A 14567-nucleotide genomic window follows, 5' to 3' on the forward strand; every position below is an offset into this window, starting at 1 on the left:
CATTCGCCGTYGCCTCGCCAAAGCCGTTGTCCTCGATCGCGAAGATGATCGGCAGGTTCCAGATCTTGGCAAGGTTGAAGCTCTCCGACATCACCCCTTCGTTCATGGCCCCGTCACCGGCAAAGGCGACCGCGACCTGCCGGCTGCCCAAAAGCTTGATGCTCAACGCCGCCCCGCAGGTGATCGGCGCGCCCGCCGCCACGATCCCGTTCGCGCCAAGCATCCCCTTGCGAAGATCGGCAATGTGCATCGAGCCGCCCTTGCCGCCGCAGGTGCCGCTGGCGCGGCCAAACAGCTCCGCCATCATGCCGTCGATGTCGACGCCCTTGGAGATGCAGTGGCCATGACCGCGATGCGTCGACGAAATGTAGTCGTCGTCGCGAAGCTGGAAACAGACGCCAACCGCGCTCGCCTCCTGGCCGGCATAGAGATGGGTGTTGCCCGGAATGTCTCCGGTCCCCATCTCCTCCATCACCCGCTCCTCGAACCGGCGGATCGTCCGCATCGTTCGATAGATCTTGAGAAGTTCGTCGTGCGACAATTGTAGCGCTGACATTGATTCCTCTCGCTCAAACCCAACCGTTCAATCCATTGGCACTCAGCTTCTGGACAAGGCTCTCCAGCTGGTCCGCTGTTAGGACCGCTACAAAATGCTTTTCCGCTGCAAGACGGCTACTTCACCGCCCCACCAAGCGAAAATCCGGCCTTGAACTGGCGTGACATGCCGAAGAACAACACTATGACCGGAAGTGAGTAGATGATCGAATAGGCCGCAATCACACCATAGTTTATCGAATTCGACCCCATGAAGCCGAATAGGCGGACAGGGGCTGGCTGATCGGCCAGGCGATTGATGAGGACGACCGGCATCAAGAAATTGCCCCAGGCATTGACGAAGCCGAAGATCGCCGCCGAGGCCAGACCAGGCTTGGCAAGCGGGAAGATAACCTTCCACAGGATTTGGAAGCTGCTGGCCTGCTCCAGCACGGCCGCCTCCTCAAGCTCGACCGGTATGGCGTCGATGAAGTTCTTCAGTTGGTAGATCTGAAAGGGAAGAGCGGTTACGCCGAGCAAGATGCCTGTTGGGATGATGGACAACCATCCAAGCGCTGCGAACATCTTATAGATGGGAACGATCAAGATTGAGATCGGAACACCTGAAAGGAAAAGAACCGTCAGGAGAAGCGGATTCTTGAAGGGGATGTGCTGTTTCGACAAAACGTAAGCCGCAAGGAACGCGGCCATGGTTCCCACAACCGTTGCAACTGTCGAAATGATCAGGCTGTTGCCAAGCGCGCTGAGATTCTCCGACTGTACCGCGACCCAATAGTGGGCTGCGGTCAAGTGCGGCAGATTCAGCTGGTTTGTCGCTTCGCTGTCGACCGAAGCAAGCACCATCCACACCATCGGCAGTGCAAAGAATATGGCGAGCAGGGCCGCAGTCAAGTTGCTGATAACCCGACCTCCGGTCAGGGTCCGTGGCTCGTTGATCTTCAAATCCATCGGAAGGTTATAAGAAAGTTCAGTGGAGGTTTGCATACGCAACAACCTTTCGATTCGAGTCTCGGCTTGAGTCGCGATCAGTACCAGCCGGCGATGCCTCTATCGGCGAGACTTAGTAACGCTTACGAACAATCCACCAAGGACCGCTGACAATATCACCACAACATTTCCCAGAAGAGCTGCATAGCCCAAGTTGTGGAACTTGAAGCCCTGCAAGTATGTATAGACGGGGAGGATGTTTGTATCATTAGCCGGCCCTCCGCCAGTCATCAGATAAATCAGTGTGAAATTGCCAAAAGTCATCAGCATCATCAAAAGCGCGCAGGTGACGATGGTCGATTTAAGCAGCGGAAGTGTGATCGATGTTAAGATCTGCCGCAGGGACGCACCTTCGAGCTTGGCCGCCTCAATGAGGTCGCCCGGAATGTTGCGCAGGGCCGCGGAGAACATCGTCATGGCAATGCCAGCCAGGGACCAGGCATTGGCGAGCGAAACCACCAGCATTGCGTGACTGTAAAGAAGGTCGAACTGCCGGTTTCCTGCCAGCAACGAAATAAGACCAGACTGGGTGCTTGTCGCCATCCAGACAAAAGCGATGGTAGTCGGCGGCAGCGTCCAGGCCAGTATGGCCGCAGCGCTGCTGATCCATCTTACGAATGGCATGCAGCCTTGCAAGGCCAAGGCCAAGACGAGGCCGAGCATGGTTGCCCCGATCGCGCCCGAGCCGATCACGAATACGATCGTCAACCACAACGACTGATAGAAGATCTCGTCATGCAGGAGGAAGACGACGTTGCTCATGCCGGTGAAGCGGTAATTTATGGCATGTATTCCGATCAACTGCAGATTGGTGAAGCCGAGATAAATCGCGTAAATCACCGGCCCCATGAAAAGGGCACAAAGAAGCAGGGCGGCCGGGGCAAGAAAAACGAAACTTACCGGGTCGACGCGCGGAATATCCAGGCGCACGCTCATCGCGTGCGCCTGGTTAACCGCGGGAGAGCGGGTTGAGTTCACGGCAAGGTCTCTATGCGGTCAGCCCCAACCTGGTTTGCCATGTAGGAGCGCAAGATCTCCACTCCTTCATCGATCGTCGTTTCCGGCTTCAGCACCATGGCCTGCGTTGCCTGTTGGAATGCATTGCCCCAGATCGGGAATTCAGGATGGGAGGGCATGCTTTTGGCCGACGAACTGAGGTCGGCGAACCCCGCCTGGAAAGGCGCCCGGCTGAGAGCGAGATAGCTGGGTTCGGTTCGCAGCGAGGTGGGCGCCGGAACAACCGGAACCCAAGCGGCGATCTTCAGAAGGTTCTCCTTCTGCTGCATGATCTCGATCGCGGCCCAGGCTAGGTCGGGATTCGAAGCATTCTTCGAGACCGACAACACAACTCCGTTAAAGCTCGCCGCCGTCCCTGGCGCTTGACCTTCAGAAGTTGGCACCTGAGTGAAGCCTATCGTCTCTTCTTTGTCGTCCCAGCAGGGAGCGCAAATGTCCTTGCTCCAGAAGACCGGTATCCAGTTTCCGGCAAAGGTGATGCCGAATTTGTGATCGTGCAATGCCTGGGCCGGATGGGTCGCCCCGTTCGGATCCATGATCTGCGAAGTTGGCGCTAGCAGACCTTCAGCGGCTGCCGTCTTATAGAAGCCGAGGACCTCACGAATGCCCTTGCTGTCGACGACCCACTTGTCCGTTGCCTGGTCATAAATCGTCGGCGTGCTGGACGCGGAAAGCAGGATGCCCGGGCCGGCGACGACACCGAAAGTGCCTTGCGACGTACCGGTGATGACATAGAGCGGCGAGGCATCGGGCGAGGATTTCTTGATTGCCCGCGCACCGTCAAGAATCTCGTTCCAGGTCTTCGGCTTCCAGTCCTTCGGCAATCCCGCCTTGTCGGTCAACGTGCGGTCAAAGAGGACCGCGTAGGTATTGATACCCTGGGCGACCGAGTAGACTTTGCCATCGTACTTGCTCGATTCCTTCACCGCATCCGGCGTCTCTTGCCACCAAGGTGCGTTGGCGACCTTGTCGTCAAGAGGGGATATAAGTCCGCTACCGGCGAATTGCCCGACATTGATGTCGAAATACTCCACCACATCGGGAGCTGTGTCAGGGGAGTTGTAGAGGAGGCTCAGCTTGGTGATAAAATCGTCGTAGGTACCAGGGATCGGAATCAGTTCCATCGTATCGCCGGGATGGGCGGCCTCGAACTGGGTCTTGACGCCACCGAACCACTTCTCGGCGAGCTTGGGATCGGCAAAGGTCCAGTTCAGACTGAACGCGACTTTGACGTTGGCAGCCTCAGCGTCTTGCGCAAAGCCCGCAGTGCCGGCAGCCAAAGCAATCAAAGCCGCACTGAGCAATCCGCGGCTTGCCTTGCGCCAGGCGGCGGTCGCGATCGTCTTCGGAAGCAGCCGGCGATTCTGGGCCCGGTCAAAGCGGTGCAACAGATTCTGGATATCCAAGTTTTCCTCCTTATTGATGTTCATCACGCGTGGTTCCTCTCTCACTGTTTTTCCATTCTACCCGTGACTGATCTCCGCCAAACGGAGATAGCAGTACTTCTTCAGACGACCGACGGCTCCTTTGAACCGAGCCTCAAGTTCACTCCGGAGACACCATCGAAAAAGTAAAGATCATTCGCGTCGAACACCAAGTTTACTTGGTCACCCAGATGAATCGGCGCGAAGCTTGGGAATTTTGAATTGATGAGTGTCCCTGCCACATCGACCAGGACGAAGGTCTCAGATCCAGTTGTTTCAATTGCCGTGACGGTACCGCTTATCTTTTCCGAGCAACGGGAGGGAGCGTCTTTCGTCCAGTGAATCTCATCTGGCCGAAGACCCAGCTCCACAACCTGAGGAAGGCTCCCCGAAAATTCGCGTGCCGCTACCCCAAATGACGTTCCGAGGCAGTCAAACCGAACAGTCTCCCCCTCGTGCTGCAGTGAAGCAGGCAATATGTTCATGTTGGGCGACCCGATGAATGTTCCCACGGCCTTACTGGCCGGCGAACGGTACAATTCGGCCGGGGTTGCGACTTGGAGGACGCGACCCTTGTCGAAAACAGCGATCCTGTCGCCCATCGTCATGGCTTCCACCTGGTCGTGGGTGACGTAGACCGTCGTGACCCCGAGTTGCCGTTGCAACTGCGTGATTTCAGCCCTCATCTGTGTGCGCAAGCTGGCGTCGAGATTCGAAAGCGGCTCGTCGAGAAGGAAGACACGAGGCCGGCGTATCATGGCCCGCGCAAGCGCCACGCGCTGCCTCTGACCCCCAGATAATTCCGCAGGCCGACGGTCCAGCAGCTTGTCCAACCCGACCAACTGGGCAACCTTGTCGACGCTTCGGGCAATATCGGATTTGGCCTCCCCGCGTATGGCTGGCCCAAATGCCAGGTTCTTCCGAACTGTCATGTGCGGATAGAGCGCGTAGCTTTGGAACACCATTGCCGCGTCGCGGCGACCGGGCGGTGTGAGCGTCACATCCTCGTCGTCTACAAAGATTTTTCCGTAGGTAGGAGTCTCAAGTCCTGCCAGCATCCGGAGCGTTGTGGTTTTGCCGCAGCCGGAAGGACCGACGAAAACGATGAACTCCCCATCATTAATTTGGAGGTTCAGATCAGGTATGATCGTCAATTCGCCGAAGCGCTTCCACACATTCTGGAAAGTTACTGATGCCATGACTTCGTGCTATCTCTCGGCGGTTCTTTGTCTTGTTTCTGTATCGGTATGCGCAGTAGCCCTATCCGCGGCCAGCTCCTTGCATCGGCAGTTCTGACTTCTTGACACTCGCTCGCCTCAAGGCATTCGATTGTGCAATAGCTCTCCGATTGCTGCCCCGGGGCCGGGACAGCACGAAAGTTTTCATCCTGGTCTGGCGAACGCGATTGCGAGCCGGTACGCGCGCAAAGCGTTCATATCGAGCGGTTGTCTATCCGCGCCCGCGACCTATTGCTGGTGGCGTTTTCATCTCGTCGTTCCCCTGCCAGCCAGGCCCGTTCTCCGGAGAGCCTTCAAGCCGCAGTTACTTTCTTGTTTTCATTTACCTTCGGACGGAGGCTCCCCACTGTCAAATTTTGATCGTTGATGGGAGGAGATAAGCCATTTTTATCAGAACTGGCGAATGTGATTGCTTTCCAGTCTCTTGCGAACCTTGGCACCACCTCCGTCGCGAGGATGAACAAATTCTGCGAACTGCGCGAGCCACAGGGAAGTCTTGCTCTCGATGCACCTTCTGATGAAGGCCGCAGGGATCGCCATCAGCTCCAAGACCCAGCTTTGTCTCGCCTTCAATGCTCTTAGTTGGCAACAGTGAACATCATGATCCAGCTACTTGTCAAGAGGATCATGTGATCCTAACAGCGTTTTTGATCCTGACCCGGGAAGCGTTTGGAAATTCCGATCGGAGCTGGCATCCGCTGTCGGTTCTGCGTGTTCGCAACAATTGGCCGACTTCAGACCGGTGCCCCGGTTTGACATCTAACCGCTTCTGTTTTAAGGCGAAAATCACAGCTGGCCCTCCCGCCACCGGAGCAAATGGCTCGCCGGGCTGACGACATCGCACTGCCTGGTGCGCCCCGTCGTCGAAAATGGCCAAGCACCGAAATGAAAGCTTCGCTATCTCGACCAAGAAGACAATCTTACGGATCAATTGTTGCAAGTGATGTTTGAAATGTGTCAAGAATGCACTGCTTAGTCTGCTGGGACACTGCCTGTCCTTGAATTGCCGGAGAGAGCTTTGGCCGAAACCGACCTGCTTGAACGCCTTAAGAAGATATGCGTCGATCTGTCTGGGCAAACGGTGGACGCTGCCCACTATGTAATAAACAATGCGGACGAAATCCCGTTCTATACGATGCGAGAAGTCGCTCGCCGAGCGAGCATCCAACCGGTGAGCTTGGTAAGGCTGGCCCAGAAGTTGGGATTTTCTGGGTACGGCGAATTTCGGCAGCAGTTTATCGACGCGACACAGGAGCGCAATCACCGCGATCGACAGTCCGTCAGGCGCAACGAGTCCAGCGCACGCACACTCATCACCGAAATGGGCAAAAGCCGTGGGCTCAAGGCTTTCGTCGATGCCTTCTTTGCGACCGAGCTAGCCGTCGTCGAGCAGGCAAGATCGCATCTCTCAGAAGAAAAACTCGAGCGCGCCGTCGAGCTGCTGGTACATGCCCCAAAAATCTATGTCATAGGGAGGCGAACCGCGTTCACTCCCGCTTTCACTCTTGCCTACACTTTGCAAAAAGCTCGACCCAACATAGTTCTGTTGGATATGCCGGGTGGAGCACCCGAGGGCGCGCTGGACGATGTTCGACCAGGTGACGCTTTTGTGGGAGTAACCTTTGCGCCGTTCAACAGGCTGGTCCACAGGTTGACCGAGAAGGCTTCACATTCGGGTGCGAAAATTATTGCGATCACTGACAGTTTCGCTGCACCTATCAGCAAGTTCGCGGACCCATTGCATTTCGTAGCGCAAAGTTCCGGTCACGCGTTTCCCGAATCCGCATTAGGGGCAATTGCTATCGCCAACATCCTTGCTGCCTTGACCATCAGCAAGCTCGGCGAGGTGGCGCAACACAGGATCCGCGAGAATGAGCGGTTTCTGGTGAACTCCGGCGAGTACCTGCTGGCGGCCGCTCCGAAGAAAGGTCGGCGCGCTCCAGAAAGCCGCTGATGCGACACCTTTCCGGAAGGAAATCCTGAAGACCGCTTTACCCGATCAACGACGTGAGGTCGGATTGCCTGTTAGGGCCTGAAACGCGGCACGGCAAGCAAGACGGCTAATTTCGGTCCTGCGCACTGAGACATCTTTGACGTGCCGCCTGATATCGCTTTAGCCGACAACGTTGCGCAGCAAGCCGACTTGCTGGAGTTCTACCTCGACCGTATCGCCAGGCTTCAGCCACATTGGAGGCTGACGCTTGGCTCCGATGCCCTGCGGTGTACCCGTCGTGATGATATCACCCGGGGACAGGGTCAAAAAGAATGAGATGTAGGAGATCAAATCACGCACCGGAAATATCATAAGGCGCGTATTGGACGACTGGACCTGCACACCGTTCACACGAGTTCGAATGTCGAGATTTTGCAGGTCGCCTACCTCGTCCAATGTGACGAGCGCCGGGCCGCAAGGCGTCGAAGCGTCGACGGCCTTGCCTGCCAACCACTGCGTTCCCCGATACTGAAGATCGCGTGCCGTGATATCATTCAGAACCATCACGCCAGCGACGAAATCGAGCGCCTCTTCTTTGGCGACGGCGCGACATTCCCGGCCGATAACAACCGCGAGTTCGCCTTCGAAATCCAGATTTTGGGTGATGGTGGAGCAACGGATCTCGTCAAACGGACCGATCAACGTGCTGGCGAACTTCGCGAATATATCGGGATGAGACGGGAGCGCCCGACCCGTTTCGGCAACATGGTCGTTGTAGTTGAGGCCGATGCAAAGCACTTTCGCGGGGTCGATGACAGGCGGGCCGAGCCGCGTCGTTTCAACTGGGCCAACCGCGGTCTTCGGGTTTTTGTGGGCGGCCGCGATGAGCCGCTTTGAGAGCTCGGGCAACGCTGCTCCGTATTCGCGCAACAGATCGCTCATGGAGGGGACCGGACGAGCATCGGCGCCGATAGCGCTTTCAAGAAGTGTCGCGACATCAAAGACTGAGGAATTGACGACAATGCCTGGCCGCCAAGAGCCAGAAAAATCATAGGAAACGAGTTTCATTGGTTCTCCTGGACCCCTTCGGGTGCACTTGATTCAAAGCAGGCATGACAAGCTGTGTCGTTGGCGGACGGCCTCACGCACCTTCCTGCGCGGTTCAAATCCGATTTCCCTTCAGAAAATCGGCAGCGCGCTCACCGATCATGATCGCCGGAGCATTCAGGTTACCTGATGTCACGAATGGCATGACCGAGGTATCGGCGACGCGCAGACCGTCGATGCCATGGACGCGCAATTGTGGATCCACGACGGCCATCTCGTCGTTCCCAATCTTGCAAGCGCCGCTGAGGTGGTAGGCCCCTTGCGTATACTTTCTAGCAAAGGCCTCGAACTCGGCGCGTGTTGTAAGTGGCTTGTCTGGAAGGTGTGCCTCACTTACGAACTTCCGCATCGACGGTTGCGCCATGATCTCCTGACCCAGCCGAATACCGTCAACGATGCGGTCCACGTCGTAGGGGTGGCTCAGGTAGTTCGGATCGACAAGCGGCGGCACGGTCGGGTCCGACGATCGAAGCGCAATCCGCCCTCGCGATTTCGGGCGGCAGGCATACACGTTGAGGGTGCATCCATTTCCGCTAGCCGTAGTTTCAACGCCTTCCTCGATGCCGGCACCGGCGAAGAAGTGATATTGAAGATCGGGAGTGGGATCGGCCTTGTCTCCCCACCAGAAGGCACCTCCTTCGCAGATATTCGAGGTGACCGGCCCGTTACCGAACAACGCATATTGCAAGCCCGCAGCCGCCTGCCAGCGCAGCTTCTTGTACTTGTCGTAGCTGGTGTTCGACTTGAGGTTATATATGAGGAAGCAATCCGTATGATCTTGCAGGTTCTGGCCGACGCCTGGAAGGTCATGAACCACGTCAACGCCAATGCGCTGAAGATCGGATGCTGGCCCGATGCCGGAAAGCAGCAAAAGGCGAGGCGATCCGATGGCTCCCGAGGAGATCACCACCTCGCGTTCGGCACGCATCGTTACCAGGCGGCCGTTATCGACATACTGGACACCGATTGCTCGACCGCCTTCCACGACGATCTTGGTAACCTGCTTGTTGGTCACGACGTTCAGGTTGCGGCGGTTTCGAGCCGGGTGAATGTAGGCATCGGCTGAACTGCATCGCCGACCGTTCTTGGTGGTCAGCTGATACAATCCAGCCCCTTTGAGCTCTCCGGAATTGAAATCCGGATTGAAGGGGATTCCGGCCTCCTGGCAGGCTTTCACCCAGGCCTTGGTCAGTGGAAGCGTGTGCTGCTGGTTCGAAACGCTTAAGGGCCCGTCTTGTCCGTGCGCGTCATTCGAATAGACTTCATTGTTTTCTGCTTTGCGAAAATACGGAAGAACATCCTTGTAACCCCAGCCCTCCGCTCCGTGGGCCACCCAGCGATCGTAATCTGAGGGCGCTCCTCGCATATAGATCATTGCATTGAGCGAACTGCCGCCGCCCAAGACCCGCGCCTGCCCGACTTGCGTTTCAAGATTGTTTTGATGTTTTAGCGTTTCGACCTTGTACCAATGAAGCAGGGAGCTCTTGAAGGATTTGTAGAAGGTGACCGGGAAGCGGATCCAGATGCTGCTATCTCTCGGGCCGGCCTCGAACAATGTGACAGATGCGTCCGGATCCTCGCTCAATCGGCCCGCTATTGCGCATCCTGCCGATCCCCCGCCTACAACGATAAAGTCGGGCATGGCCCCTTCTTTCCTTCCATCTACCGCGCCAAAACTGCACGCGAACCCATACAGCGGGTACGAATGCATCGATCAGGACCATCGAGCTGACCGCCTCGCGCCGGGTCGCCCGCTCATCTTCGAGGTTCGGCCCGCGAAGCGGATACTGTGCCTATCGGATCCCGGCAAAAAACTTGTCTACTTCCGCCTGGCGCATGTCGCAGAACCAGCATTCGACGATCTTTTCGTTTTCGAAGCGATAAGCCGCAAGGCGGTCAGTGCGCACCCGCTCATCGCCACGGGACCAGATTTCATGAACCATGATCAGGATCGCGTTGTCCGAATCGGCGATGACTTCGTCATGGCCCGCCTCGCCCCCCACAATCCACTTGTCGGTGTAGGCCGCGACCTTGTTGACCCAGTTTTCGAGAAAATCCTTCGCCCCGTGAAAATCCCGGGAAAGGGCTGGATGCGATCCGCCCATGTGGACCACCAAGTTATCGGCGTAAAAGCTGCAGCCCTTTTCGACATCCCCACTCGACCACGCATCGTGGTAATCGCGAAGGATATCCTTTGCCCGCTTCTTGCTCATCTTGATCCTACCTCTTGTTACCAATGAAAAGCGCTACGCAAGCGCTTCAAAGGCATTTGAAGCTGCCGCGTCAGACCCGCGAACGAAGCACCCGAACACGCTTGAAGGCTCATTGCACATGAGGCGTGGCCGCCAATGACTTTCCTCGCGTCTCGGTCGACGCAACAGATTTTCCATCTGCCGAAATCTCGACACCATAGGTCTGCAGCGCGGACTGTCGCGAGACAACGCCATCGCGTACGTCGCGCAGAACCGCATCTGGGTCGCGCAGGTGAGGATGCCCCCAGCCGCCGCCGGCCGAAGCTTCAATCACAAGATGCAGCGGTTCGACTTCCTCGACGCCGTAGGGCGGACAGGCAAGTTCTTCACCGCTTCCCAGATCGAATGCTTTTATCGATCCCTTGGCGCCCCACTGTCCGCCATTGACGCCGGCGCCCGTTGGTTTGCGAGCGCCTTCTCCGCGCAACAGATGTTCGCCGCCTGCCAGCACATCGACCACATAGTCCACTCCGGTTCCGCCCCGGTACTGGCCAGCCCCGCCGGTATCGCTTCGCATCTGATAGCGATGCACGCGCATCGGATAGGATTGTTCATACGTTTCGATGTTCGGTATGAACATTCCGCCGAGTGTCATCTGGTGGCTGGTGGTGGGAAAGCCATCTCGCCCTTTTACCGCGCCGCCACCCGAGCTGCCATGCCAGTGGTAGAGAACAAAGACGCCACCAGATGGCTTCTTGCCGGAGGAAATACCGAATACGGATTTGCCCCAGCCCGCACAAGCGCGCTCGGGATCGGCTTGCGCCAATGCACCCCAGCAGGCGTTCATAATGTCGATTGCCGGGTAGACCGTATTCATCGTCATCGGCGCAGGCGCCAGCGCATTCACGGTCGTCCCCTCCGGGGCTATGATCTTGACGCAGCGATAGGTGCCCTCGTTGTGGGGGATATCAGGGTCCAGGAACGCTGAGAGCGCGCAATAAACAGCCGAATGCGTGTTGGCTATCCCGCTGTTTTTGAAGCCTCTGATCTGGGGCGAGGTCCCTGCAAAATCAAAGGTCATCGTATCGCCGTCGATGGTCAGCTTCACGCGGGTTTCGACGTCCACGATTTTGAAGCAATCAGTATCGCTTACGTCTGATCCCTCCCATGTGCCGCTTGGAAGTTCCGAGATCGCTTGGCGCATCCGCCGTTCGCCATAGTCGAGAAGAGCATCGAGGTAGGCATTGCCCTTCTTCACGCCGAGCTGGCCAACGATGTCGGCCAGGCGCTGCGCGCCGATACGCGTCGAGCCTATCATCGCGCCGAGATCGCCTTCCAAGAGATCAGGGCACCGCGAGTTAAGCAACAGCAAGCGCCACAGATCATCACGCAGCTGGCCTTTCTCAATCAATTTGAGAACAGGCAGCCGAATCCCCTCATGGAAGATTTCGGTCGCCTTCGCGTTGTAGGTGCCGGCAGCACCGCCACCAATGTCGGACTGGTGAGCACGGTTGCTGCAGAATCCAATCAGCTCCCCATCTACGAAAACGGGGCGGATCAGGGTCCAGTCAGGCAGGTGGTTACCGCCGGCCGCGTAGGGATCGCTCAGGATGAAAACGTCCTCCGGCTCAATGCGGCCGGCGAAATCCCTCAACACCGCGCGCACGGCGAAGCCACCACTGCCGGAGTGAATTGGCAGGCCGTCAGCCTGCGCGATCGTCTCGCCATCCGCATTGCTCAAAAAGCACGAAAAATCATGGCTCTGGCTAAAAATGGGGCTCCGCGCGGTGCGGATCATAATCGTTCCCATCTGCAAGCTGATGTGATCCAGCTGTCGCTGCAAGATGGCGATCAGAACCGGATCGTATTCGGTAGACGAAACAGTGCTCATGGTTTCACCTTAACCCATTTCATCAAGCGACTTGCCTGGCCCCATATCTGCTGCTGTCGGGCCGCAGGTGTCGCGATTGCCGAAAAATGCCAAAAGGCGGAATGCCAGCTCATGCCGCCTCGCCATGCGCGATGTCGACGTGGTAGTTGCTGGCATCAGTCATCGTGAGCTTATCACCCATCCCAAGAATGAGCGTCGTGGTCGCCTCCTCGATAATCGCTGGGCCGACCAACTGCTGGTGCGACGTCAGGACAGTCCCGTCGTAAACAGGGGTATCGACGAAACCCACTTTCTTGTCGATCCACACCGGCCGGCGTGAATGTGCTACCGGGTCGGAGACACGGGGAGGAACTTTCGCCAAATCCAAAGCATCCAGCTTGCCAATCGCGGCCAATCGCAGATTTACGATCTCGATAGCGCCCGACGGTTGTACATAGCCGAAAAGGCGTTGATAGGCCTGCTCGAAAGCCGCCCGTATGGTCGAGGCATCCGTCGAAGAGTTCTCAACGGCGATGGTCCATTGCTGACCGAAATAGCGTAGGTCGTAAGCTCGCCTCAGCTGCGCCTTGCTTCCTGTGAAACCTTCACGAGCCAGAACTTCAAGCGCTTCTGCCTGCATCGCCTCGAATGCGCCTTCGAGCTGACCCGGACCCGAGATTGCCGTCTTATCAAGATCCTTGAGCCAGCTTCGCACGAAGTCGTGGCGAAGGTCGGAATTGCACATTCCGAATGCGCAGAAAACGCCGGCAAGTCGCGGGATATAGAGACTTGGGCTGCCGAGCAGGCGCGCCGTCGAGGGACCGTGCAAGGGGCCCGCACCGCCGGCGGCCACCAGGGTGAATGTCCTTGGATTGTAGCCCTTCTCCAAGGAGGCTCTCTCCACCGCATGAAGGATGTTCTGCTCGACAAGTTGAATGATGCCGGCCGCGGCATCCGTGACGCTGAGGCCCAGCGGCCTGGCGATATGGGTCTCGATCGCCTCAACGGCCTTTTCCAAGCTCAAGGTGATCGCGCCGCCGGCGTATGGGCCAGGCTTTAGCCGGCCCAGCACAAGCTGTGCGTCCGTCACCGTTGGACGCTCGCCGCCACGACCATAGCAGGCAGGTCCGGGCGTTGAGCCCGCGCCTTCAGGCCCGGCCTTCAGTAGGCCTGCGCCATCAACCGATGCAATCGTGCCGCCGCCAGCGCCGACAGTATAGATATCAACGGACGGGATGTTGAGGTGGTAGCCGTCGACCACGATCTGATCGGTCATGGAGACCATGCCGTGCTGCATCAAGGTTACGTCGCAGCTCGTACCGCCTACCTCGATCGAGATCAGGTGTTCTGATCCGGTGTCCTCGCCGAAAAACTTCAGCGAACCGACGCCGGCGGCGGGTCCCGATAGAACCAGGCTCGCGGGTGCATAGCCGATCTCGTCTATCGAGATCGCGCCGCCGTTCGACTGGATCATCAACAGCTTGCGAGGCAGCCCCAGCGACGCCAACCGTGCGGCCAAGCTCTCGAGATAAGGAACGACCCGACGCGAGACGTATGCGTTGACTACGGTCGTCGACGTCCGCTCATATTCACCAATTGTCGGCGAGATTTCTGACGATGCGGTAACCCAGACATCGGGAAGATGCTTCTTGAGCTCAGCCTTAGCTGCTCTCTCGTGCTCTGGATTGGCGTACGAATGCAGAAAGCAAATAGCAACTGCCTCGACACCTTCCTCAGCGAAGACGCGGGCCGCAGCAGCGACAGACTTCGGATCGAACGGGATCCGCACTGTGCCGTCGTGCTCGATGCGCTCAGTCACCGGTAGGCGCAAATAGCGGGGAACCAAAACCTCCGGAAACGGCTTTCGATGATCCCATACGTTCTCTCGGATCGATCTCCGGATTTCGAGCGAGTCACGAAAGCCTTCAGTGACGAGAAGCCCGACCTTCGCGCCCTTCTTTTCGAGCAAAGTGTTGGTGGCGATAGTCGAGCCGTGGACAAAAAGTTCGGTATTGGAAAGGAAGGTTCCGACGTCGATAGACAAGGTCTCGGCCGCCAGCCGGACCGCGGACAGGACGCCTTCCGTCGGATCGGACGGCACCGATGGGGCTTTGAATGCCCGTACGGCTCCTCGAGCGTCGACCATGACCAGATCAGTAAATGTACCGCCGATATCAACTCCGACGCGGTAAGGTGAAACTAACATTGGCTTCCTACTTATCCTTGCTTCGGGTTCGCTATGTG

General features: G+C 57.4%; 11 protein-coding genes. 1 reads left to right on the top strand and 10 read right to left on the bottom strand.

Translation table 11 applies throughout. The features are described from left to right. The 5 genes from ASD12_RS16115 to ASD12_RS16135 form a co-directional block, all read right to left on the bottom strand. The coding region (locus ASD12_RS16115; RefSeq protein ID WP_162252253.1) for a thiamine pyrophosphate-dependent dehydrogenase E1 component subunit alpha at positions 1–556 on the bottom strand (556 nt) is incomplete at its 3' end. A gap of 116 nt (positions 557–672) precedes the next feature. Beyond that, positions 673–1539 carry a carbohydrate ABC transporter permease gene (locus tag ASD12_RS16120; protein ID WP_056587862.1) on the bottom strand — a complete coding sequence of 289 codons (867 nt, stop codon included), beginning with the start codon at positions 1537–1539 and terminating at the stop codon, positions 673–675. 63 nt (positions 1540–1602) lie between these two features. Further along, a complete protein-coding gene (locus tag ASD12_RS16125; RefSeq protein WP_082525471.1) occupies positions 1603–2478 on the bottom strand; it encodes a sugar ABC transporter permease in 876 nt (291 codons plus the stop codon). Between the two features lie 38 nt (positions 2479–2516). Continuing rightward, positions 2517–3989 carry an extracellular solute-binding protein gene (locus ASD12_RS16130; RefSeq protein WP_244482863.1) on the bottom strand — a complete coding sequence of 491 codons (1473 nt, stop codon included), beginning with the start codon at positions 3987–3989 and terminating at the stop codon, positions 2517–2519. Between the two features lie 77 nt (positions 3990–4066). Next, on the bottom strand, positions 4067–5182 hold the full coding sequence (locus tag ASD12_RS16135) for an ABC transporter ATP-binding protein (RefSeq protein ID WP_056587867.1): 1116 nt from the start codon (positions 5180–5182) through the stop codon (positions 4067–4069). A 1057-nt stretch (positions 5183–6239) separates the two neighbouring features. On the opposite strand from ASD12_RS16135, the gene ASD12_RS16140 reads away from it, so the two are divergent. Next, positions 6240–7175, top strand: coding sequence for a MurR/RpiR family transcriptional regulator (locus tag ASD12_RS16140; protein WP_056587871.1), 936 nt, complete (start codon positions 6240–6242; stop codon positions 7173–7175). Positions 7176–7334: 159 nt separating this feature from the next. Here ASD12_RS16140 and ASD12_RS16145 read toward each other — a convergent pair whose 3' ends face one another. The 5 genes from ASD12_RS16145 to ASD12_RS16165 form a co-directional block, all read right to left on the bottom strand. Then, positions 7335–8222 (bottom strand): fumarylacetoacetate hydrolase family protein, encoded by an 888-nt coding sequence (locus tag ASD12_RS16145; RefSeq protein ID WP_056587874.1) that lies wholly within the window; start codon positions 8220–8222, stop codon positions 7335–7337. A gap of 94 nt (positions 8223–8316) precedes the next feature. Beyond that, on the bottom strand, positions 8317–9903 hold the full coding sequence (locus ASD12_RS16150; protein WP_056587877.1) for a GMC family oxidoreductase N-terminal domain-containing protein: 1587 nt from the start codon (positions 9901–9903) through the stop codon (positions 8317–8319). A gap of 151 nt (positions 9904–10054) precedes the next feature. Further along, positions 10055–10474, bottom strand: coding sequence for a nuclear transport factor 2 family protein (locus ASD12_RS16155; RefSeq protein WP_056587881.1), 420 nt, complete (start codon positions 10472–10474; stop codon positions 10055–10057). A 109-nt stretch (positions 10475–10583) separates the two neighbouring features. Continuing rightward, positions 10584–12344: a hydantoinase B/oxoprolinase family protein gene (locus ASD12_RS16160; protein WP_056587884.1), complete on the bottom strand. Its 1761-nt coding sequence runs from the start codon at positions 12342–12344 to the stop codon at positions 10584–10586. Positions 12345–12453: 109 nt separating this feature from the next. Continuing rightward, the gene (locus tag ASD12_RS16165) at positions 12454–14529 is read right to left on the bottom strand and encodes a hydantoinase/oxoprolinase family protein (protein ID WP_056587887.1); all 2076 of its coding nucleotides are present in this window, start codon (positions 14527–14529) and stop codon (positions 12454–12456) included. Between the last annotated feature and the right edge of the window lie 38 nt (positions 14530–14567).

Origin of the sequence: Mesorhizobium sp. Root102 (assembly GCF_001425625.1) — a bacterium.
In the GTDB taxonomy this organism is placed as follows: Bacteria; Pseudomonadota; Alphaproteobacteria; order Rhizobiales; family Rhizobiaceae; genus Mesorhizobium.